The sequence below is a fragment of the Neorhizobium tomejilense genome (assembly GCF_964254135.1).
Lineage (GTDB): Bacteria > Pseudomonadota > Alphaproteobacteria > Rhizobiales > Rhizobiaceae > Neorhizobium > Neorhizobium tomejilense.
In genome coordinates this window covers 461,220-481,554 of sequence record NZ_CAXUSO020000002.1, presented here as the reverse complement: position 1 = coordinate 481,554, position 20,335 = coordinate 461,220, and the positions used below count along the sequence as shown (strand labels likewise).

At 62.4% G+C, this 20,335-nt stretch carries 18 protein-coding genes; 6 read left to right on the top strand and 12 right to left on the bottom strand.

What is annotated here, in order from left to right; translation table 11 throughout:
- Nucleotides 1-25: 25 nt before the first annotated feature.
- From ACSQ3G_RS25040 to ACSQ3G_RS25030, 3 genes are all read right to left on the bottom strand, one after another.
- A complete protein-coding gene (locus tag ACSQ3G_RS25040) occupies nt 26-1,036 on the bottom strand; it encodes an NAD(P)H-quinone oxidoreductase (protein ID WP_436112135.1) in 1,011 nt (336 codons plus the stop codon).
- Nucleotides 1,037-1,169: 133 nt separating this feature from the next.
- Nucleotides 1,170-2,093: an SDR family NAD(P)-dependent oxidoreductase gene (locus tag ACSQ3G_RS25035; RefSeq protein WP_436112134.1), complete on the bottom strand. Its 924-nt coding sequence runs from the start codon at nt 2,091-2,093 to the stop codon at nt 1,170-1,172.
- Between the two features lie 109 nt (nt 2,094-2,202).
- Nucleotides 2,203-3,171, bottom strand: a complete 969-nt coding sequence (locus ACSQ3G_RS25030) for a Bug family tripartite tricarboxylate transporter substrate binding protein (protein ID WP_436112133.1) — start codon at nt 3,169-3,171, stop codon at nt 2,203-2,205.
- Between the two features lie 232 nt (nt 3,172-3,403).
- On the opposite strand from ACSQ3G_RS25030, the gene ACSQ3G_RS25025 reads away from it, so the two are divergent.
- Nucleotides 3,404-4,066, top strand: a complete 663-nt coding sequence (locus ACSQ3G_RS25025; protein ID WP_436112132.1) for a TetR/AcrR family transcriptional regulator — start codon at nt 3,404-3,406, stop codon at nt 4,064-4,066.
- A gap of 18 nt (nt 4,067-4,084) precedes the next feature.
- On the opposite strand, the gene ACSQ3G_RS25020 is transcribed toward ACSQ3G_RS25025, so the two are convergent.
- The 9 genes from ACSQ3G_RS25020 to ACSQ3G_RS24980 all read right to left on the bottom strand — a co-directional run bounded on the left by ACSQ3G_RS25020 (nt 4,085) and on the right by ACSQ3G_RS24980 (nt 12,793).
- Nucleotides 4,085-5,320, bottom strand: a complete 1,236-nt coding sequence (locus ACSQ3G_RS25020) for a CaiB/BaiF CoA transferase family protein (protein ID WP_436112131.1) — start codon at nt 5,318-5,320, stop codon at nt 4,085-4,087.
- Nucleotides 5,321-5,325: 5 nt separating this feature from the next.
- Nucleotides 5,326-5,850: a flavin reductase family protein gene (locus ACSQ3G_RS25015; protein WP_436112130.1), complete on the bottom strand. Its 525-nt coding sequence runs from the start codon at nt 5,848-5,850 to the stop codon at nt 5,326-5,328.
- 16 nt (nt 5,851-5,866) lie between these two features.
- Nucleotides 5,867-6,286: a MaoC family dehydratase gene (locus ACSQ3G_RS25010; protein ID WP_436112129.1), complete on the bottom strand. Its 420-nt coding sequence runs from the start codon at nt 6,284-6,286 to the stop codon at nt 5,867-5,869.
- Complete coding sequence (locus ACSQ3G_RS25005; RefSeq protein WP_436112128.1) at nt 6,283-6,765, bottom strand: FAS1-like dehydratase domain-containing protein; 483 nt, start codon at nt 6,763-6,765, stop codon at nt 6,283-6,285. Before ACSQ3G_RS25005 ends, ACSQ3G_RS25010 begins: the two co-directional genes overlap by 4 nt.
- A gap of 10 nt (nt 6,766-6,775) precedes the next feature.
- Entirely contained in the window at nt 6,776-7,825 is a 1,050-nt protein-coding gene (locus tag ACSQ3G_RS25000) for an LLM class flavin-dependent oxidoreductase (RefSeq protein ID WP_436112127.1), read from the bottom strand.
- 166 nt (nt 7,826-7,991) lie between these two features.
- Nucleotides 7,992-9,353 carry an MmgE/PrpD family protein gene (locus tag ACSQ3G_RS24995; RefSeq protein ID WP_436112126.1) on the bottom strand — a complete coding sequence of 454 codons (1,362 nt, stop codon included), beginning with the start codon at nt 9,351-9,353 and terminating at the stop codon, nt 7,992-7,994.
- 21 nt (nt 9,354-9,374) lie between these two features.
- A complete protein-coding gene (locus ACSQ3G_RS24990; RefSeq protein ID WP_436112125.1) occupies nt 9,375-10,160 on the bottom strand; it encodes an SDR family oxidoreductase in 786 nt (261 codons plus the stop codon).
- A gap of 351 nt (nt 10,161-10,511) precedes the next feature.
- Nucleotides 10,512-11,570 carry a nucleotidyltransferase family protein gene (locus tag ACSQ3G_RS24985; RefSeq protein WP_436112124.1) on the bottom strand — a complete coding sequence of 353 codons (1,059 nt, stop codon included), beginning with the start codon at nt 11,568-11,570 and terminating at the stop codon, nt 10,512-10,514.
- Between the two features lie 338 nt (nt 11,571-11,908).
- Entirely contained in the window at nt 11,909-12,793 is an 885-nt protein-coding gene (locus ACSQ3G_RS24980) for a LysR family transcriptional regulator (RefSeq protein ID WP_436113189.1), read from the bottom strand.
- A gap of 255 nt (nt 12,794-13,048) precedes the next feature.
- Between ACSQ3G_RS24980 and ACSQ3G_RS24975 the strand changes: the two genes are divergently transcribed.
- Genes ACSQ3G_RS24975 through ACSQ3G_RS24955 form a run of 5 tightly spaced genes read left to right on the top strand, consistent with a single transcriptional unit; the run spans nt 13,049 to nt 20,284 of the window.
- Nucleotides 13,049-15,112, top strand: a complete 2,064-nt coding sequence (locus ACSQ3G_RS24975; RefSeq protein WP_436112123.1) for a hydantoinase/oxoprolinase family protein — start codon at nt 13,049-13,051, stop codon at nt 15,110-15,112.
- Nucleotides 15,113-15,116: 4 nt separating this feature from the next.
- The gene (locus tag ACSQ3G_RS24970) at nt 15,117-16,826 is read left to right on the top strand and encodes a hydantoinase B/oxoprolinase family protein (RefSeq protein WP_436112122.1); all 1,710 of its coding nucleotides are present in this window, start codon (nt 15,117-15,119) and stop codon (nt 16,824-16,826) included.
- Between the two features lie 10 nt (nt 16,827-16,836).
- Nucleotides 16,837-17,949, top strand: a complete 1,113-nt coding sequence (locus tag ACSQ3G_RS24965) for a M24 family metallopeptidase (protein WP_436112121.1) — start codon at nt 16,837-16,839, stop codon at nt 17,947-17,949.
- The gene (locus ACSQ3G_RS24960) at nt 17,946-19,001 is read left to right on the top strand and encodes an aminopeptidase P family N-terminal domain-containing protein (RefSeq protein ID WP_436112120.1); all 1,056 of its coding nucleotides are present in this window, start codon (nt 17,946-17,948) and stop codon (nt 18,999-19,001) included. Before ACSQ3G_RS24965 ends, ACSQ3G_RS24960 begins: the two co-directional genes overlap by 4 nt.
- Nucleotides 18,998-20,284, top strand: a complete 1,287-nt coding sequence (locus tag ACSQ3G_RS24955) for an MmgE/PrpD family protein (protein ID WP_436112119.1) — start codon at nt 18,998-19,000, stop codon at nt 20,282-20,284. The genes ACSQ3G_RS24960 and ACSQ3G_RS24955 overlap by 4 nt, the downstream gene beginning before the upstream one ends.
- The last annotated feature ends 51 nt before the right edge of the window (nt 20,285-20,335 follow it).

Below are 20,335 nucleotides of genomic sequence, written 5' to 3'. Positions count from 1 at the left end.
CGACTTTCAGTGGATTGGGGCAGGTCTATTCCTGCGTCTCCATGACGAGAACGATCTTGCCGACATGCTCGCCGGCATCCATGTGGGCATGGGCATCGGCAATCTTTTCAAGGGGAAAGACAGAGTCGATCAGCGGCCGGGCTTCTCCCTTCGCCAGAAGAGGAAGGACATGTTCCCCGAGCGCCGTGGCGATCTTCGCCTTCAGTGCCACCGGCTGCGGACGCAGGGATGAACCCGTCAGCGTCACCCGTTTCTTGCGCAGCAGGGCCAGGTTGATCTCCGCCTTGGGTTTTTGGGACGCGATCTGGGCGATACGGCCGTCGAAGGCGATTGCCTCGATGTCCCGGTCGATGTAGTCGCCGCCGATGATGTCCAGGATCACGTCGGGGCCCTTGCCTCCGGTCATGTCCCGGGATACCGCGACGAAATCCTGCTGCCGGTAATCGATGGCGCCGTCCGCGCCAAGCCTTAGGCAGGCCGCGCATTTTTCCGGCGATCCGGCGGTGACGATAACCCGGGCGCCGAACGCCTTCGCGAGCATCAACGCCGTCGTGCCGATGCCGGACGTGCCGCCGTGGATCAGCAACGTCTCGCCCCTCTTCAGCGCCGCGCGCTCGAAGACATTGCTCCAGACGGTGAAATAGGTCTCGGGAAAAGCGCTTGCCTGTTCGAACGACATGCCGTCGGGAACGGGAAGGGCAGCCGTCTCGTGAACGACCGCCCAGTCCGCATGCGCGCCGCTGGTGACGAGTGCCATGACCCTGTCACCGCGTTTGAAACGGCCTTCGCCAGGTCCGAGGACTTCGACCACGCCCGCCAGTTCGAGACCGAAGACGTCGGATGCTTCGGGCGGCATCGGATAAACGCCCTGCCGTTGCATGACGTCGATGCGGTTCATTCCCGCGGCCCGCACGCGAACCAGCAGCTCGCCCTCGCCCGGCACCGGCCGTGGCCGTTCGACGATCTGCAGAACCTCAGGCCCGCCGGGCCGCGATGCGATCACCGCGCGGGTCGTGCCATTCGTATTTTCACTCATCACCGTCCTCCACTCATTCCCCGATCACCGCAGGACGGGGCCGCTCTCCTGACGGCCGCTACGTTCGCGGTGGCTCCCCCCAATGAGACTGGCCTCGCCCCCCCCCGCGAAGCCGATCCCGCCCGGCGCCGTATTACGGCAGCCAGCTTCGAAACACGTCGCGGCTCAAGTCCAGCGGATAGAACGAGGGCTTGAATGCCGGGAGCATGTGTTCGGCGATGCTCTGGGGCGTCCATCCCGTGCTGCTGTGGATCCGGCTGAGCGGACGCATCTGGCTGAACATGATGAGCTCGTTCTTGCGGGAGTAGAAGACCTGCCCGTTGACATCCTTCGCGGCATCGCTTGCCAGAAAGACGACCAGCGGGGCGTTCTTCTCCTCCGGAACATGTTCGCGCTGGCGAGCCCGCTCCTGCTGTTCGGGCGTATCGGTCGCGATGCTTTCGGTCATCCGCGTGAATGCGGTCGGCGCCACGACATTGGAGCGCACGTTGAAACGCTGCATGTCGATCGCGATGCTCTTGGACAGCCCCACGAGCCCCATCTTGGCCGCGGAATAGTTCGCCTGTCCCATGGCGCCGACAAGGCCCGACGTCGAGGAAATATGGACGAAGGCACCCGACTGCTGGGCCCGGAAATGCGGGGCCGCCGCCCGGCTGACGTAGAAGCCGCCGGTGAGGTTGACCGCAATCGACAGCCCCCAGTCCTCCGGGCTCATCTTGTGAAAAATGGTGTCCCTCAAGACGCCCGCATTGTTGACGACCACGTCTATCCGCCCGAAGGCGTCGAGTGCGGTCTGAACGATGCGCTGCGCGCCGTCCCAGCTCGCCACGGAGTCGCCGTTTGCGACGGCACCACCACCCGCATCGCGGATTTCCTGGGCGACCCGTTCGGCAAGGCTCGGATTGCTGCCGCTTCCATCCACCGCAGTCCCGAGATCGTTGACAACCACCTTTGCCCCCTGCTCGGCCATCAGCAACGCGATCGTCCGGCCGATGCCTCCGCCGGCGCCGGTTACCACGACCACCTTACCTTCAACGATCAGATCTGAATTCGCCATATACGTCTTCCTTCGAGGCGCGCCGATCGGCGCCTGACTGTCTGCATGATCGAGAAATGGGCCGGAGGCCGGCCCTCACCGGGCCAGGCCTCCGGAATTGGCTCACACTTTATTGGCCGGGCTCGATGCCGGCCTTCTTGACGATGTCGGCGTAGCGATCGATCTCGACCCGAATGAATTCGGCGGTCTGGTCCGGCGTCATGTCGATCGGACGTATTTCGCCCCCAGCGAAACGTCGTTTGAGCTCGTCCGTCTTGAGGGCCTTGGCGATCGCGTCGTTCAGCCGCTTGATGATATCCTTCGGGGTCTTGGCGGGTGCGACAAGCCCGTAGGGAACGGCCGTCTCTAGCGGGATGCCCGCCTCCTTCATGGTCGGCACGTCCGGCAGGCTGGCCGCACGTTCGGCGCCCGTAATAGCCAGCGCCTTGATGTCGCCGGACTTGATGAAGGGCAGGCCGCTTGGAATGGAAACCACCGCAAGGTCGATTTCGCCGCTCATGAGGTCGGGAAACATCTCGCCCGTCCCCTTGTAGGGAACGTGGACGATATCGACCTGGGCGGCACTCCTGAACAGTTCGGTCGCCAGGTGCAGCGGTCCGCCGACGCCCGAGGACCCGTATTTGAGACGGCGCGACTTGGTGAGCACAATCAGGTCCCTCAGGCTGCCGACGCCGAGTTTCGGGCTGACGACCAGGACATTTGCGTTCTCGCCGAGCATGCCCACCGGCGCGAAATCCTTCACCGTATCGTATGGCAGGTCCTTCTGGGTGCTCGGATTGACCATCAGCGACCCGGAGAACAGCAGCAGCGTATAGCCGTCCGGCTTTGCCCTCGCCACGAACAGCGAGCCGACGCGGCTGTTGGCACCCGGGCGGAAGTCGACCACGAAAAACTGCTTGAATTCCTCCTGCAAGGCCTGGCCTGCGAAACGGGCGACGGCATCGACCGAACCGCCGGGGGCGAAGGGCACGATGATCGTGACCGGCCGTTCCGGATAGGCCTGAGCGTTGACCTGAAGATCAGATTGCGCCGCAAACAGCAGAGTGAACATCAGACATGTGACTATACGAATGAGCATCCAAAGGTATCCTCCCATCCCATCCCATCACGCCGTTCTTCCGCGGCATGATATACCCAATGATCTGAAATCATACTCTTGAGTTTTTAAATTGGCAATACGAGTGAGTATTCCTACGCAGCCTAATACGCCCGCTTGACACGCACCGGCTTGCACCGCTACCGATCGGAAACTTGTCTGCGAATCCGCGCATCGGTGCTGCAGCGCGGCACGAGCAAAAGAAGGGTAAAAAATGGCCAGGACGCCCAAGGAAGCCGGCTCGCCGAAGCGCCAGAGAACCAAGCGCGAGCCGACCGGCATTCGCGCCGAACTCGAGATATTCAAGCGCGAACGGATCCTCAAAGAGATGATCGGGCTGGTCGAGGAACGCGGACTGCGCGACGTGACGCTCGATACGCTGGCCGAACGGCTGAAGGTGACCAAGCCCTTCATCTACCAGTTCTTCGATAGCAAACAGCAGTTGATAGCGACGGTTTACGAACGTGGGGCACAGCAGCTTCTCGCTTCGATAGACGGTTATCTCGACAACAAATCGCCCTCTCCCAAGCGCCTGCGGGACTTTGTCCGCAGCTTCGCTTTGCAGAACATCGAAAGCCGGGCGATCAGCATGGTCTTCGGCCAGGAAGAAGGCGACCTGCCCCCGAAGACGCTGGAGGGAATCCGCGCGATCCACCGCCAGTTCGACAACAAGCTTGCCTCGTTAATCGAGGACGGCATCAAGACCGGCGAATTCACAGTTGCGGAACCGCACATTGCCGGCCTGGCGATCTCCGGCATGGTGCGGTGGATTCACCGCTGGTTCCACGACGGCCGGCTGAGCGCAGAAGAAGTCGCCGATCTCTTCGCGGACTACGCCCTCAACCTCGTCGGTCACCAGGGATCCCGGACGTTCTGACGAACCCGACGCCCGCGCTCAGGAGCCGGCGACGACCTTGTCGCTCAACAACGCCTCGATCTCGGAATTCCCCAGTCCGAGAACTCCCGACAGGAGTTCCATCGTGTGCTGGCCGAGAACCGGCGGCGGCTCGTAGCGGGTAAGCGGCGTCTCCGACATCCTGAGGGGATTGGCGACCAGTTTCAGCGGGCTGCCCGTCGAGTGCTCCACCTCGACCACCATGTCGCGCGCAGCAATCTGGGGGGCCGAGAAGACGTCCGAGATCTCGTTGATCGGCCCGGACGCGATGCCGGCCGCCTCCAGCTTGTCCAGCCAGTAAGCTTTCGGCGACCGCCGGAATATCTCTTCCAGAAGCGGGACCAGGATTTCCCGGTTGCGGACGCGAAGCCCGTTCGAGCTAAACCGCTCCTCATCGGCCAGTTTCGGTTGCCCGACGACTTCAGCGAAGCGCCGGAACTGCGGATCGTTGCCCACCACCAGAACGAGGAAGCCGTCCGAGCACTCGAACATCTGGCTCGGGACGACCGCCGGCGCACTCGTCCCGAACCGCTGCGGGTTGCTTCCAGAGACCAGATAATACATGGCGTGATGCGATAGCGCTGCCGTCTGGGCATCCATCAGCGACAGGTCGATATGCTGGCCGGTACCGGTGCGCTCGCGATGCCGCAGCGCCGCCAAAATCCCGATCGCGGCATACATGCCTGTCATGATGTCGGCGAGAATGATGCCGACCTTCATCGGCCCGCCGCCGGGTTTTTCATCCGGCTCGCCGGTCACACTCATCACTCCGCCCATGGCCTGGAACAGCGTGTCGTAACCCGGCTTGTGACTGTTAGGCCCCGTCTGGCCGAAGCCGGTGATGGAGCAATAGACGAGCGAAGGATTGACCTCTTTCAGGCTGTCGTAATCCAGCGCGTAACGCTTCAGCGTCCCGACCTTGTAATTCTCTACCACGACGTCCGAAATCGCCGCGAACTGGCGGACGATCTCCTGCCCGCGGGGCTGCGAAAGGTCGAGCGCTATCGATTTCTTGTTCCGGTTCGCACTGAGATAGAAGGCGGATTCGGCCGTGTCCCTTCCCTCCTCGTCGGCGAGGAAGGGCGGGCCGAGACCACGGGCATCGTCGCCGCGGCCCGGCCGTTCCACCTTGATGACTTCCGCGCCGAAATCCGCCAGCACCTGGGTTGCCCAGGGTCCTGCAAAAACCCGGCTCAGGTCAAGAATCCTGACGCCTGACAGTGGTCCTTCAAACATGGACTTCAATCCGAACCGGTCGCTTCGATCGCGAGTTTTCGAAAGCGGCTGCCATGGAAGACCAGAGGGCTGACCGCCGGCTGGAATGTAAGCGTCTGGACGCGGAGCAACACCAGCCGGTGATCTCCGGCCGGAATTTCCTCGACAACGCAGCAGTTGAGCGAGACGGCCGCTCCCTCCAGCAGGACGGCTCCTCCGCCCGTCGCAAACCAGTCAAGCCTCTCGAACCGATTGCCCGATTTTGCAGCAAGTTGTGAACAGGCACGGTCGTGTTCCTCCCCCAGGACGCTGACACCGATGCGCGGCGCTTTCATCAATTTCTTCCAGGTATCCGAGCTGTTCTGGATGCAGACCAGCACCAGCGGCGGGTCAAGCGAGACCGAGGTGAAGGAACTGGCCGCCATCCCCACCGGCTCGCCCTCGATCATCGCACAGATTGCCGTCACGCCGGAAGGAAAGCATCCAAAGGCATTCCGCAGCGTTCGGGAATCCGGAATTGCTGCGGTTTCGGTTGGTGAAATGGCATTCATCACATCAGCCTCCGCCCTAAGGAGTTTCATTCGACCAGGCCGCGGCCTCGACCATGCCTCGAAGCACGACTTGCCCGTCAACATCCGCGATCAGCGTCGCCTCGGTCGCGTGGCCGGGACCACTCGCCTCGACCACGGTTGCCGTCACCCTGACTAGGTCCCCGACCCTGACCGGCGCCGTGAACCGGGCCTCAAGCCGCGATATCCGGCTTGCCGGCCCGAACGCCTCGACGGCGCAGGAGGCGGCAAAGGCCATGGTCAGCATGCCATGCACGAGCAGCCCCCCCAATCCCGACTCGACGGCAAAGGGATGATCGTAGTGGATGCGGTTGAAGTCACCCGAGGCGCCGGCATACATAACGAGCTGCGTCGTGGTGATTGGGCCGCGCTCAACGAGGAATGTATCGCCCGGCTTATGCAGTCCTTCAGACATCATGACGATGCCCTTTCGGCAAGGTTCGCGGCCCTGCCGCGATAGATGACAACGCGGCGATTGACGCAGACCAGGTCACCGAGCAGCGTCGTCACCAGCAGATCCTGGGTGATCAGCTGCATATTGCCCTTGCTGCTCATCTTGTCATTGACATCCGTGAGGCGCAGTTCGCATTGCAGGCGGTCTCCGGCGAGGATCGGCCGCACATATCGGAACCCTTGCTCTCCCGCCAGGATCCGCCCTTCGTCCAGTCCCTGAACCCAGGCGGCCTTCGAGGGCGGCCGGAACGTCGTCGGGAAAGTCGGCGGCGCAACAATTCCCCCGTAACCGAAGGAACGCGCAAAGGCCTGGTCGAAATAGATCTGCGTGGTCTCGCCGATCGCTTCCGCGAAGCGGCGGATGGCGCCCTTCTCCACCTCGACAACGAAGGGCTCCGTCGCACTGCCGATCAAGGTCCTGTCGATTTCGGCATGATCGCTCATGGGGTCTTCTTCACTCCGCCGAAACCCGCATCCGGGCGCCTTCGGTCACCAGCGGGATCACCTCTTCCGCAAAGCGCCGGATCGTCGACTGGCGAACCGACCGCGGTACGCCATAGGTGGCATTGGTGATGACAAAATAGTTGAAACCAATCTCCTGCAACTGGCGAAGCCGGCCCACGACCGTTTCCGGCGAACCGACCAGGTTCTGATCGAGGAACGGTCCGAGATTGTCCGGATTGCACATTTCCTTCAGCGTCGAAAACATCTTGCTGAACTGCTCGTATCCGGAAACATTGTCCCAGGGCCGGGCATCGGTCTCATAGTGCTCGACCTGCAGGCGGAAGAAATCAGGGAGATAGGCCAGCGCCTCCTCCCGCGCCTCCTTGTCGGTCCTGCCGATAAAGCACTTGATCGCCAGAGGCTTGGTGACGGCAGCTTCCCCCTTGAGCTGCGCCTTCGCCTCCCAGCGCGCCAGAATGCTTCTGAGCACGTGGTCCGGGAAGTTGGAAAGGCAGAGCGGCGGGAGATCTAGGTCCGCCATGATTTCGGCGCTGCCGGGGCTGCCGATCGCACCGTAGAAATTGGGCGTCTTCTTCGCGAGCTGCGGCCGCAGGACAATCGGATCGGCGACTTTCACGAATTCGCCTTCGAAGGTGAACGGATCGCCCTTCAGGGCCAGCCGCGTCAACTCCCAGGCCTCCGAGAAACGCGAGCGGGCCGTCTCCATGGATATTCCGAACGCGTCATATTCGGATTTTGCGGTGCCGCGTCCCATGCCGATATGCAGCTCGCCCGAACTCAGCGTCTGCAGCATCGCGATATCTTCGGCGAACCGGATGGGATTGTACCAGGGCAGCACCATGACTGCCGTTCCAAGGCCAAGGCCCGGGCACTTGGCCGCCACGTGCGAGAGCAGCAGCAGCGGGTTCGGCTGCGGGTAATAGTCGCTGAAATGGTGCTCGATGACCCAGGCGGCATCGTAACCCAGCCGGTGGATCAGTTCCGCATCCGACAGCGCCTCCCCGTAGAGTTCCGCATCCGAGGACCCTGCCTCGCCCACGGCTCCGATCTGGTATGCAAATCTTGGGTGATGAGAATGTTTCAACGCTCTTCCCTCTCAATATCTACTCATCAGTATATTTTTAAACCATATCGTGTCAAGCGATACCGACAAAAAAGGCGCTGCCTGTTGCAGCGCCCCGAAGCTCGCGAAAATGCCTGTGGGTTTACGCGGCAGCTCTCGGCAGGGCGCCTGCGTCGGGGAGGTTTTCCACACCCAGTGTCATCTCGATCAACTGGCGCGTCCGCGCCTGACCGATCACCGGTTCGGCGAGCCCGTTGAACTTCTGCTCCAGTTCCCCGTCGGTCATCGGGCGGGATGCGCTGCCGATGCAATGTTCGATATGGCTTACAAGCGTGCGGCCGTCCCGCAGCCTCAGCGTCACCTCGGCTCCATCCCCGGCAACCGTGCTGTCGGCGACGGTTCTTATCTTCTCCTGGAAGCCGACGATCGCCGGATCGCGCACCGCGCTTTCGGTGTCCATGTCGACGATGCGGGCGCTGCCGCGGATCAGGGCCACCGCCACCCAGTGATATAGGCTCACGCGCGCCTGCAGATTGTCCTGCGCATGCGGCCGGTCTGTGAGCGCAAGCGCCTCTGGCGAGGCCCTGACGGATAATGCCTCGATCTGGTCAGGGTGCAGCTGATGCTTCCGCCTGAGTTCGAAACAGGCGTCGATCATGGGGTGGATCACCACCCCGCAGGGATAGGCCTTGTAGGTATTGCGCAGTAGTTCGAAATGGCTCCCGAGGCCGCCTGTCAGCGCATCGACATCCGGCCGGATCGCGAAAAGATCGAGGAACCCGTTCGGGCCCTCCAGGGCGGATTCCGAACTCGTAAAACCCTTCTCCGCGAGAAGTGCGGCGCGCAAGCCGGTCTGCGCCCCATGCGCCGTCATGAAGGACGAACACATGGAGCCGAACATCGCCCGAAATCCCGCCGCCTGCGACAAGGCGATCCCGATCGCGTGGCGCATGCGATCCCGGTCGAGATCAAGGAGCTTGCCGGCTGCGACCGCAGCACCCACGCCCGCCGTAATGCCCGTCGGCGACCAGCCCAAAACACCCTTCGCCGGGGCCACCGAGACCGACTTGCTGAGCCGGCAAACCGCTTCGACCCCCAGCGCAAATGCCAGTAGCACATCCGCGCCCGTGACATGCCTGCGCTCGCTGATGGCGAGTGCTGCGGCCGCAACGGGACCGCTCGGATGTACGACCGCCTGTTCATGCGTGTCGTCGAAGGCATGGACGCTGGAGCCGAAGCAGTTGATGAGAGCGGCGTGCAGCACATCCGCCCTGCGCACCCGGCCGAGAAGCGTTGCCTGCGCCGGTCCGGAAAACTCGGACAGAACGCCATCCGCAAGGCCGATGACCTCGTGCTGCGCGCCTCCCAGCATGCAGCCGACGATGTTGAAGAAGGCCCTGCGCGCTTCAAGCTGCACTGGTTCCGGCAGATCGCCCGGGCGGGCAGCGGCGATGTAGTTCGCCAGCCGCCTGGCCACTTCCGGCTGCCGCGATGTCTCGACCATGATAATCCCCCTAAAATCAGTTCACAGCGCCCGCGTGGAGCCGCCGTCGATATCTATCAAGGCGCCCTGGATGAACGCCGCTTTCGGTGATGCGAGGAAGGCCGCCAGCCAGCCTATCTCCTCGGGACTGCCGAAACGGGTGGTGCCACGCGGCGCCAGCAGACGCGACACCGCTTCGTCGCGGCTGCAGGAATGGTCCCGCATCAGCCGTTCGATGTTGCGGCCCAACCGGCCTGTTTCGATCAAGCCGGGATTGATCGCATTGACGCGCACGCCCTCGCGGATGCCGCGATCGGCCATCGCCTTGGTAAAATTCAGCAGCGCTGCATTCACCGAACCGCCGATCGTAAATTCCGCAGATCCCGCCCGCGCGCCGATTCCGACGATGTTGATGATGGCGCCCCGCGTCTCGCAGAGGTGCGGCCAGGCTGCCCGCGTCATGCGCACATATCCGTGGAACTTTACCGCAAACCCATCGACCCAGTCCTGCTCCGGCATCTGCAGAAAATCGCCGCGCCTGGTGTCCCCAGCGCAATTCACCAAAAGGTCGAGGCGACCGAACGCGGCGATCGCGGTCGCGACTGCGGCCGAGGGGGTTTTCTGGTCCCGCAGGTCACCCGCGTAGACGGCCGAATCCCGGCCGGATATCCCTGCAATGGCTTCGCCAGCCTCCTTGAGCTTGTTGCCATCGCGCCCCGCCAGACAGAGATCGGCACCTTCGCGCGCCAGCTCGGTCGCGATCCCGGTCCCGATGCCTCCGCCCGCCCCGGTTATCAGCGCGACCTTCCCCCTCAGTTCCAGATCCATGCTTCCCTCTTGCCAATAGGCCCTCGCCCTCGCCCTCATCCGCGTTGGCGAAAGCCGGAACAATCATCTCTGGCCGAACGCTCGCGGTGGACGCCGATTGCCATTGATATGGCATATACCTAATAGGATTCAATCTTACTATTAAGTAGATTCTTCGACGCACGAATGTCAACGCCGAATTCATCGGCGGCGTCAGATCGGCTTCGAGCCGTCGGTCAAGCCACTGTTCTGTTTGGAAAGGGAGAGGCAATCTGCCTGCCGCCTCTGTCTTCGCCCTGAGAAATCAGACAGCTTCACCGGGCGAAATCGCCGCCAGGACAAACAAAGGCTAGCCATTTAGAAGGCGCTTTTTCAGCGCTTGATGACATCGAACATACGGTTCACCGGCCCCAAATATTCTTTCGGCATGGCCTCGACACCTTCGGCAAGAGCATTTTTCCAAGCTGGCCCGCGTTCCCATCCCTCTTCAAGAGCCGCAGCCAGACTATTCCCGCTGCCCGTCTTCGGGAGAACGTCGAAGAGTATTCCAGCCTGCCTTAAATCCTTCTCAGATTTCGCTTTGCCACCAGCATCGTTTTGCCGACGGCCGGCGACGATGAGTTTATGGACCGCATACCGCGCGGGGTCCGGCACGACTACCGAGACGCCGGCGTTGTGCAGCAGAATCGAGCGCACCGGATCACGGATCAGGAAATCCAAAAATCTCAGCGGCTCAGCCGCAGCGCCGCCGAGCGCAGGCATGGAAGCCGGTTCGTCCGAGTATTCTTCCGATCCCCGGTTTGTTGTAAGAAATTCTACCCGATAGCCATTCGAGTTACGAAAGGCATGAGATCGAGGCGATCCGCTGATGTGCGGCATTGCACGGAATGTCGGATCGATCCCTTTCAAAAGATCGAGGATCGGCGGCAAGCTATCCCCGACCTCAGCCGAGATCGCGTAGTCTTGAGCCAAATCTGCGTCACCGGTCAGGATCGCAGCCATTGGCAGGCGAACGCCGAGATAAGCCGCATAGGATTGAAACGCGACAGTTCCGACAAGAACGCCGCGCAACCGGAACAGACCGGCCCTTGCGAGAGCCTCGACGACCTCGCCCGTTTGCCGATCCGGAGCGATCAGACCAGCTTCTCGGGTGAGCGTGGAAACCAACTTCCGGCGCCCCTTGTAGTCTGTCTTCTGTGCCCTCTGATCAGCGACCCGCAGGGCAATTTCCTTGTCGTCCTCGGGCCCGACGTAGCGCCGCTTTTGACCACCTTTGCCATCCGGTTGATCAAAATAGAAGTAGGTCCGATCATCGACTTTGACTGGCACAAAGCGGCCTGTCGGCGGGAAATCTTCCGACCAATCGTCATCAAATGTCCTCTGTTGGAGTTCCGCAACCATCGTGCGAAACATGAGATCGATTTGCTTCATGACAAGCGCCTTATACTGAATTCGCGATTCTAGTATAGTCCGCGGATTTGGGCAACCCGAAGTGACCAACAGCATGGCCTCTTTCAACCGCAGAACGGCACAACAGGGCTATACTAGAATTGTGAAACCGATATAGCGCCACGGTCGCGCGATCTCTCGCAAGCGGCAGAACAAGACCGCACCAACTTCTTGAACGACATGAAACGCCCTGCGGGATCGCCGCTCCATGGAAGGCGAGCAAGCTTATGTGTCCGCTCTCCGCGAGGCGGAATCTCGGAGCGATTGCGTCAAGGCGATGTCGATCTGGCAATCCGGCAGATCACACAAAGCCTGTCCGGTTAACCTGGGATCTGGTGCCTGGAGCGGAGGAAATCCATCAGGTCACTGGCAGGCTTTGACAAAGGGCGGCGGATTGAGGCTATCTGCCGTACATCGAAACCCAATTCATCTCCGGCGAAATCGATCTTGACCAGCTCGCCGCGCTCGAGATCCGCCGCTACGCTTCGTTCCAGCGAACAGGCAATGCCCACACCAGCAGCAACGAACTCGCGCAGGAACTGGTATTCGGTCGCCTGCGCCGCGACCTTTACGTGGCTGATACCAGCATTCGCCAGAAGCTTCGAGACACCCCGCCCAAACAGCGAAGAGGGCGGCGGACCTACGAAGTCATAACGTGCCACGTCCTGCGGCTTGACGCGCTTGCGGTGGGCAAGGGGGTGGTTCGGCGAGGCAATGAGAACCAGCTTCTCCCGGCCGATAGTTTCCGCCCGGACGCCTCGGAGGTCTTCATTGCCCAGAAAGCAGCCGACGTCGGCCACGCCATCGCGAACCTCGGAAAAAACATCCTCCTGCTTGCCGATCCTCAGAACGAGTTGGATATCCGGCCGCGCTATCGCAAAGTCCGTCAGATCTTTTCGCAGAACAAAATTGGCGAGGCTTCGCTGGCAAGATAAAACCACCTGCTGACCGGTCTCGCCTCGGATTTTCACGACATCTGCGCGCATGTCGTCGGCCTCGGCCAGGAACTCGCGCGCATGCTGCAGCACGCTTTGACCGATCTCGGTCAGCAGCGGCTTGCGACCCCGGCGCCGCACGAAGATCTGCCCGCCGATCTCCTTCTCGATCGCCATGATATGGGCACTGACCGAGGGCTGGGCGATGCCGAAACGGTCGGCGGCGGCCGCGAAGCTCCCCTCCTCGACCACTGCAACCAGGACTTCCATGCGCCGGAGCGTGATATTGAACATGGTGATAACCTATAGCCTATAGGCTATCAAACCTAAAGCCCCCAAACCCGTTGCTAGTTACTGTTCGAATGGATCAAATGCTGTTCGAGGATGAGGAATGACATGAACAATCTCACTGGGAGCCTGGCGCTTTAACGTCAGCCGGAGTGTTCCTGCCACCGCTGCCGAGGTCTCGGCCCAATCCGCAAAGATACAGCATTCCGCATGGGTTCCATGCGGACAGGAGGACGCATGAATATTGTCGGAATTGATATTGGCGGCACGTTTACCGATCTCGTCGGTTATGTCGACGGCAGGATCGTGACGTCGAAGACCTCGACCGTGCCTGCCGATCCGACCCAGGGCATCGCCCGCAGCCTCGAGCTTGCGAATTGCGATCCCGACCAGCTGAACGAGATTCTCCACGGCTCGACGATTGCCATCAACACGGTGCTGGAGCGCAAAGGCGCCCGTACCGCGCTGATCACCACGAGCGGTTTCCGCGACGTCTATGCGATCGGCCGTTCGAACCGCATCCAGGCCTTCAACCTGTTCTTCAAGCGTCCGCAGCCGCTGGTGCCGCGCAGTCTGACCTTCGAAATTCCGGAGCGCATCCTTGCTTCCGGCGAAGTTCTGGAAGCGCTCGACGAAAAGACCGTCGCCGCGGTCATCGCCGAGATCGAAGCCGCGGGCGTCGAATCCGTTGCCATCTGCCTGCTGCATTCCTGGGCCAATCCGGCTCATGAGCGCCGCGTCGGTGAGATGCTGCGCAGGACGCTGCCGAATATCTTCGTGACGCTGTCGCACGAGATTCTGCGGGAATATCGCGAATACGAGCGCTCCTCGACCACTGCGCTCAATGCCTTTGTCGGCCCCCGCGTCGAAGGTTACCTGAAGCGCCTCGAAACCTATCTCCGCTCCGGCGCCTTCGGCGGCAAGATCCATATCATGCGATCGAACGGCGGCGTCATGTCGATCGGCCAGGCACAGGAACAGCCGGTCTCGATGATGGAATCCGGCCCGGTAGCCGGCATGATCGGCGCGGGCCGTCTCGCCAAGCTGCTCGGCCTCAAGCGCTGCATCGGTTTTGACATGGGCGGCACGACCGCCAAGTCGAGCCTGATCACCGATGGAGCGCCGGCTATCGAAACCGGTTACGTGATCGGCGAAGAGGCTGACGGCCAGCCGATGCAGCTGCCGGTCGTCAACATCGTCGAAGTCGGTGCCGGCGGCGGTTCGATCGCCTGGGTCAACAATGCGGGCGGTCTGCATGTGGGACCCCAGAGCGTCGGCGCCGATCCGGGCCCTGCCTGCTATGGCAAGGGAGCGGACTTGCCCGTCGTCACCGACGCCGACTTGATCCTTGGCCGCATCAATCCGCAACGGTTCCTCAACGGCGGTATGCCGCTCGACAAGGCGGCCTCCGAACAGGCGATGCTGAGCAAGGTCGGCAACACACTGAAGCTTAATCCGGTCGAGGCAGCGCTCGGCGTGGCGAAGATCGCCGATAGCTCGATGTCGCTGTCGGTGCGTGCCGTCTCGATCAACAAGGGTATCGACCCGCGCGACACGGCAATGATCGCCTTCGGCGGCGCTGGTCCTCTGCATGCGATCGCCATTGCCCGCGAAATCTACATTCCGCTGGTGATCATCCCGAAACTTCCCGGCACCTTCTCCGCGCTCGGCATGCTGATGGCCTCTTGGCGCCAGGATTTCGTGCAGACCTTCATCGGCCGCGTCGGTGAACTGTCGGATACCGGCGTCGAGAAGGTCTATGCCGAACTCGTTACCAGCGGCCGCGAGCAGATGAAGCGTGACGGCATCGTCGAAAACGAGGCGGATCACCGCTTCTTCGCCGATCTGCGTTATGTCGGCCAGGAACATGCGATCTCGATCCCGATCGAGAATACCGGCATGCTCTCCGGCGACACCAGCGAGGTCCGCCGCCGCTTCGATGCCGAGCACGACCGCCGCTACAGCCAGTCGGCGCCGACCGAAGCGCTCGAAATCGTCAGCCTGCGCCTGGTCCTGACCGCCGCCCGCACCGACAATGTAGCCGAGGAATGGCTGTCCCGCCCGTGGCAGCCGGAAGCGGAATCCGAGGTCGGCAGCCGCGAGGTGGTGTTCGACGATCCGGCAAGGCCGCTGAAGACGGCGATCTACTGGCGCCCGGCGCTGCCGGCCGGCTTCAAGCTCACCGGCCCTGCCGTCATCGAAGAACCGAATTCCACCATCCTGATCCATCCCGGCGACGAAGTGGTCGTCCACGAGGCAGGCCATCTCCTAGTGACGCTCGCCAAGCAGAGCGAGGAATAAGAACATGACGCCGATCAAGAACGATCCGATCACCGTTGAAGTCGTCCGCAATGCCATCGTCGCCTATGCCGACGAGATGGCCGAGGCGCTTTGCAAGTCTGCCTACAACATGATGATCTACGAAGTCCGTGACTATTGCTGCGGCCTGATCGACACGAGCGGCCGGATGATCTCGCAGAACCGCGGCGGCCTGCCGATCTTCCTCGCCGACCTCGGCATCGCCGTCGAGGACGGCATCAAGAAATACGGGTTGAAGGGTTTCGAAGAGGGCGACGTCCTCGTCATGAACCACGGTCATATTTGCGGCCAGCACCTGAACAACGTCGTCGTCTACGCGCCCTGCTTCCATGACGGCGAGCTGATCGGCTTTGCGGCCAATCGTGCTCACTGGGTGGATATCGGCGGCAGCCGCCAGGGTTTCGGTTCCAATGCGACGACCGACATCTACTCCGAAGGCCTGCAGATGCGGTCCCTGAAGATCTACAAGGCTGGTGAGCTCAACGACACGCTCTACCAGATCATCCAGGACAATATCCGTTATCCGGATGCCAGCCTCGGCGACCTTCGAGCCCAGGTCGCGTCCTGCCAGATCGGCGCCAAGCGTTATGCCGAACTGGTCGCCCGTTATGGCCGCGGCGTTGTGGAAAGCTGCGTCGAGACCATCTGGGACCAGACAGACAAGGCGGCCCGCCAGGTGATCGAACGTATTCCGGACGGCACCTATTCGGCCGAAAGCTTCCTCGACAATGACGGGCGGGATCTCGCGACGCCGCTCAGGATCGCCGTCAAGGTGATCGTGTCCGGCTCGACCATCACCGTCGATTTCCATGGCATGCACCCGCAGGTGAACGGCCCCCTGAATTCCGGCCGCTCGGGGGGCATCGCTGCTGCCCGTGTCGCCTTCAAGGCGCTCACTTCGCCGGAACTCGACGTCAACGAAGGCTGCTTCCGCGCTCTCAACGTCGACCTGCCGGATGGTACGATCCTGTCAGCCCGCCCGCCGGCCGCACTCGGCCAGTGGAGCATCGCACTGCCGACCGTCATCGACACAATCCTCAAGGCGCTGGCGCCGGCCGTGCCGGAACTGATCCCGGCCGCCCACAAGGGCGACATGGGTGGTTGTTCCTTCTTCGGATTCTACGACGACGGATCGCGCTTCCTGCTGATGAATATCTTTGGCGGCGGCTGGGGCGGTCGTCCGCATGAGGACGGCGAATCCGCGGCCGTCTCGGTCTGCCAGGGCGACGTGCGCAACACGCCGGTCGAACTGCAGGAGATCAAGTATCCGTTCATCGTTGAACGACATGCGCTGCGTCCGGACTCCGGTGGCGCCGGCGAGCATCGGGGGGGTCTCGGCATCGAGCTCACCTATCGCTGCCTGCGCGCCTGCCGCGGCAATATCAATTTCGACCGCACGGTCACCCCGCCCTGGGGCCTGCATGGCGGCCATACCGGTGAGGTCAGCGTGGCGATCATCGACCGTGCCGACGGCACGCAGCTGCGCGTCAACAAGGCGACCGATGTTCACTTCACACCGGGTGATCGCATCACCTTCCTCACCGCCGGCGGTGGCGGTTACGGCGATCCGGCCAAGCGTTCACGCACCGATCTGGACGAGGATATCGCCAACGGTCTTGTCTCCAGAGAAGCGGCTATCCGCGACTATGGCTATGCCGAACCCCAGATGCCGCGCCGCATCGCAGTGAACGGCTGAGGACATGGCGATGATCGGCGAAATCCGCGAGAAACGGTTGATCGAGGCTATGCTGGAAGCTGGGCTCGACGGCCTCGTGCTCTACGGCAATGCTTGGCAGAACGACTACCTGCGTTATGCCGCCGATTTCGGCATTCTCGAAGGCGAGGGCCTGGCGGTCGTCACCCGCGATGGTGAGGTGACGCTCTATCTCGACGACGAGCTGGAAGGCGAACGCGCCGCGGTCGAATGCCCCGAGGTCAAGACGGTGATCGCTGGCGACCTGATTGGCACGGTATCCGGTGTCATCGCCCGGCTCGGCAACAGCCGCATCGCCGCCGGCCCGAAACGTCATCTGCCTTATGGGCTGGCTGCACAGCGCGGTGACCTCAGGTTCGAGGATGCGACGGCGCTGGTCGATCGCTTGCTGATGGTGAAATCAGCCGACGAGCTGAATGCCGTGCGCAGCGCCGCACGGCTGGCGGACGAGGGTTATGCGGTGTTCCGCAATGCCGCCGCTGTCGGCAAGAAGGATTACGAGCTGATCGCCGAGATCGAATCCTTCTTCCGCAACGAAGGCGTCGACGACAATTTCATGATCATCGGCGTCGGCGGCCCGGAAGTGCGCGGCATGGCGCCGCCGCTCGGCAAGATCCTGAAGCCCGGCGATCTGGTGACGACCGAGCTCACCCCTTGCGTCAACGGCTATTACGTCCAGATCTGCCGCACGCTCGTCATCGGCGAGCCGAATGAAGCTCAGCGCAAGGTTTTCGGCATCTATAACGACGCCTTGGAAGCCGGCCTCGCAGTGGTGAAGCCCGGCGTCACGGCAGCCGATATCGCCCGTGCCGAGAACGACATTTTTCGTGCGCACGGCCTCGGTGAGTATGTGACCAGCGAATATACCCGCGTGCGCGGCCATGGCCTTGGCCTTTTCCCGGATACCAAGCCGCATATTCTCGAAGATGTGAACACGGTGATCGAGGAAGGCATGTCGATGATCGTGCATCCGAACACATATAATCCCGAGATCGGTTATTTCGTGCATGGCGACTCGCTGATCGTCCGTGCCGACGGTCCGGAAATCCTGACGAAGACGCCGCGCGAGCTCTTCTCGGTCGGCGCCCGGAGGATAGCGGCATGAGACACGGTCTGATCCTGTGGCGCGAGGATGAACTCTCCCTCGCAGACGTAAAGGCCCGCCAGATCCGCCTGCAGCAAGCGATCGCGGCCGCCGGGCTGGATGGCGTCCTGATCTATACCAACCATGTGCGCTCGGCCGGCGTCACCTGGGTTTCCGGCTTCACGCCCTACTGGTCGGATGGCCTTGTGCTGGTCCTGCGCGACGGCCTTCCGATCTTCCTGACGGCGCTGTCGAAGCGCGTCGGCGAGTGGGTCAAATCCGTGGCCCCGACTTTCGAAGTCGCCCATTCGCCGTTCCCGGGCAAGCTCGCCGGCGAGCGGCTCGCCAAGGTCGGCGCCAGGCGTCTCGGCGTGGTCGAACTCGACCGCATGCCCGGTGGCGTGGTCGATGAAATCCTGTCCGTCCTGCCGGTCGAACTCTCCGATGCGACGGAGCTTTTCACTGCGGTTCGCGGAAAGGCGGATCGCGCCGAGCTCGATCTCGTGCGCCGCACGAACGATATCGCCCGCGAGGCATTCAAGGCACGCGATATCAACGGCAGATATGCCGGCGACTTCACCGGTCCGGTCGAGCGGGCCGTGCGGCTTGCCGGCGCCGAGGAATGTTATGTCGCAGTCGCGCCCGATCTTTCCAAGGATCGCCGTTTCATCCGCACCGGCAGGCAAGAACTCGGCCGCACTTTCGCGGTGCGCCTGTCGATCGCCTATAACGGCGTCTGGGTTCGCCGGATCGAAACCTTCTCCGCCGTTTCCGAAATCGCCGCGCGCCTTGCCTCGGTGACCACGGAGCTGGACCGGGCTTCTCCCGCCTTTCCGGCCAATGGCTCGATTTCGGCTTTCTGTCTGCCTTATGGCGCCGAGCTAATCGACTGGCATCTCGAGGCACCGCACGGCACCCGGCCGCTGAAGGTCGTGGCGGATGCGCAAACGCCGCTTGCCACGCCGGTCCCCTACGGCATCCTGACGACGGCCTTCACGCTCGATGGCGAGACGATCGTCGCGGCGCGTCCGGTCGGACTTGGCGATAGGTCAATGCGGGAGGCGGCAGAATGAACGCACGCGGTCTCGTTTCCATTCTTAAGACGATCGATGGCGGAGACCAGAAACTCCGCGATCTCGTCAACCTCCATACCGTCGACGCGCTGGCATCTTTGGCGGCCGGTGCCGGTGCGACCGAAGGTTCTTCACTCCTCGCCTTCTATCGCGAGACCGGCGGCGGCGACGCAGTCTCCTCAGCTGCGGGCGCGTCGGCGGTTATCCGTTTTACCGAATGGGACGCGATCCACGTGCCTTCCTGTGCAACACCCGGCGCCATGGCTGTGCCGGCGGCGCTGATTTTCGCGCAGGACTATGAGGCCTATGTGAAGGCTGTCGCCGCGGGCCATTCGGTTGGCGTGGCGCTGTCGGAGGCCGTCGGCGGCGTTTCGGCCTTGCCGGAAACCTGGCCGGGCCTGTTCGCAGCGCCGGCTGTCGCGGCTGTGAGCGCGGCGATTGCGCTTGGTCTTTCGGACGAACAGGTTGCCCAGGCGCTGGTGCTGTCCATGGCCGGCAGTTCGGGACGCAGCGGTCGCCCTTCCGGCATGCCGTCGGCGCGCTGGCTGGTGATCGGCGAAGCCACGCTGAAGGGCATTCGTGCGGCGCTTGCCGCGAAGGCCGGCATCAAGGGCGATCTCGAACTGCTGTCTCCAAGCTGGATGAAAGGACAAGCGGCGGCGGCGGTTGCCCTGGAGCCTAACCATGTCGATCCGCTGGCGATCACAGGGGTCGGGATGAAGCCCTTCGTCTCCGCCCGCCAGGGCATCAATGCGATCCAGGCTTTCCGTCATCTGCTGGAGGAGGGTGTTGATCCCAATGCTGTCGACATTGTCGAAGTTTTTCTGCCGCCGGTGGCCGTACCTGTCGTCAGCCGGCCGCTTGTTGCCGAAGATCGTTTGTCGACCATCGCTCATCTCGGCCTGCAGCTCGGCATTGCCGCTTTCGAGCCCGCACGGCTGATGGATGTCGACCGCACTCGTCCCTTCAATGCGGATGTCCTGGCCTTTGCCCAGCGCGTGACGATCACGGCCGATCACACGCTCGCCGGCCAAGGTTGGCCAGCGCGGGTTGTCATTTCGGAAAAGGGACAGACACACGAGGCAGTCTGGCCGCAGACTACCGGTGAGGGCGCGCAGGTCATGCTCGACCGCAAGATCGGAAGTCTTCCCGCTACGACAGCGCAGCGATTGCAGCGGCTGCAAGCCACGCTTGCCGATGCCGGCACGGCTGCGGTTCAGGAGGCCCGCGGCGTCCTGCTGAAGTTTACGGATGCCTCTTTCCGGAGGAGCGAGGCGGCCTGAAGGGACACTGGAATTAACGAAAAGCAGATGCCGCAGGGAGTGTCGGCGTCA

Coding starts and splice junctions, on each gene's coding strand:
- ACSQ3G_RS25040 (WP_436112135.1), bottom strand. CDS start 1,036: ATGAGTGAAAATACGAATGGCACGACCCGCGCGGTGATCGCATCGCGG.
- ACSQ3G_RS25035 (WP_436112134.1), bottom strand. CDS start 2,093: ATGGCGAATTCAGATCTGATCGTTGAAGGTAAGGTGGTCGTGGTAACC.
- ACSQ3G_RS25030 (WP_436112133.1), bottom strand. CDS start 3,171: ATGCTCATTCGTATAGTCACATGTCTGATGTTCACTCTGCTGTTTGCG.
- ACSQ3G_RS25025 (WP_436112132.1), top strand. CDS start 3,404: ATGGCCAGGACGCCCAAGGAAGCCGGCTCGCCGAAGCGCCAGAGAACC.
- ACSQ3G_RS25020 (WP_436112131.1), bottom strand. CDS start 5,320: ATGTTTGAAGGACCACTGTCAGGCGTCAGGATTCTTGACCTGAGCCGG.
- ACSQ3G_RS25015 (WP_436112130.1), bottom strand. CDS start 5,850: ATGAATGCCATTTCACCAACCGAAACCGCAGCAATTCCGGATTCCCGA.
- ACSQ3G_RS25010 (WP_436112129.1), bottom strand. CDS start 6,286: ATGATGTCTGAAGGACTGCATAAGCCGGGCGATACATTCCTCGTTGAG.
- ACSQ3G_RS25005 (WP_436112128.1), bottom strand. CDS start 6,765: ATGAGCGATCATGCCGAAATCGACAGGACCTTGATCGGCAGTGCGACG.
- ACSQ3G_RS24995 (WP_436112126.1), bottom strand. CDS start 9,353: ATGGTCGAGACATCGCGGCAGCCGGAAGTGGCCAGGCGGCTGGCGAAC.
- ACSQ3G_RS24990 (WP_436112125.1), bottom strand. CDS start 10,160: ATGGATCTGGAACTGAGGGGGAAGGTCGCGCTGATAACCGGGGCGGGC.
- ACSQ3G_RS24985 (WP_436112124.1), bottom strand. CDS start 11,570: ATGAAGCAAATCGATCTCATGTTTCGCACGATGGTTGCGGAACTCCAA.
- ACSQ3G_RS24980 (WP_436113189.1), bottom strand. CDS start 12,793: ATGGAAGTCCTGGTTGCAGTGGTCGAGGAGGGGAGCTTCGCGGCCGCC.
- ACSQ3G_RS24975 (WP_436112123.1), top strand. CDS start 13,049: ATGAATATTGTCGGAATTGATATTGGCGGCACGTTTACCGATCTCGTC.
- ACSQ3G_RS24970 (WP_436112122.1), top strand. CDS start 15,117: ATGACGCCGATCAAGAACGATCCGATCACCGTTGAAGTCGTCCGCAAT.
- ACSQ3G_RS24965 (WP_436112121.1), top strand. CDS start 16,837: ATGATCGGCGAAATCCGCGAGAAACGGTTGATCGAGGCTATGCTGGAA.
- ACSQ3G_RS24960 (WP_436112120.1), top strand. CDS start 17,946: ATGAGACACGGTCTGATCCTGTGGCGCGAGGATGAACTCTCCCTCGCA.
- ACSQ3G_RS24955 (WP_436112119.1), top strand. CDS start 18,998: ATGAACGCACGCGGTCTCGTTTCCATTCTTAAGACGATCGATGGCGGA.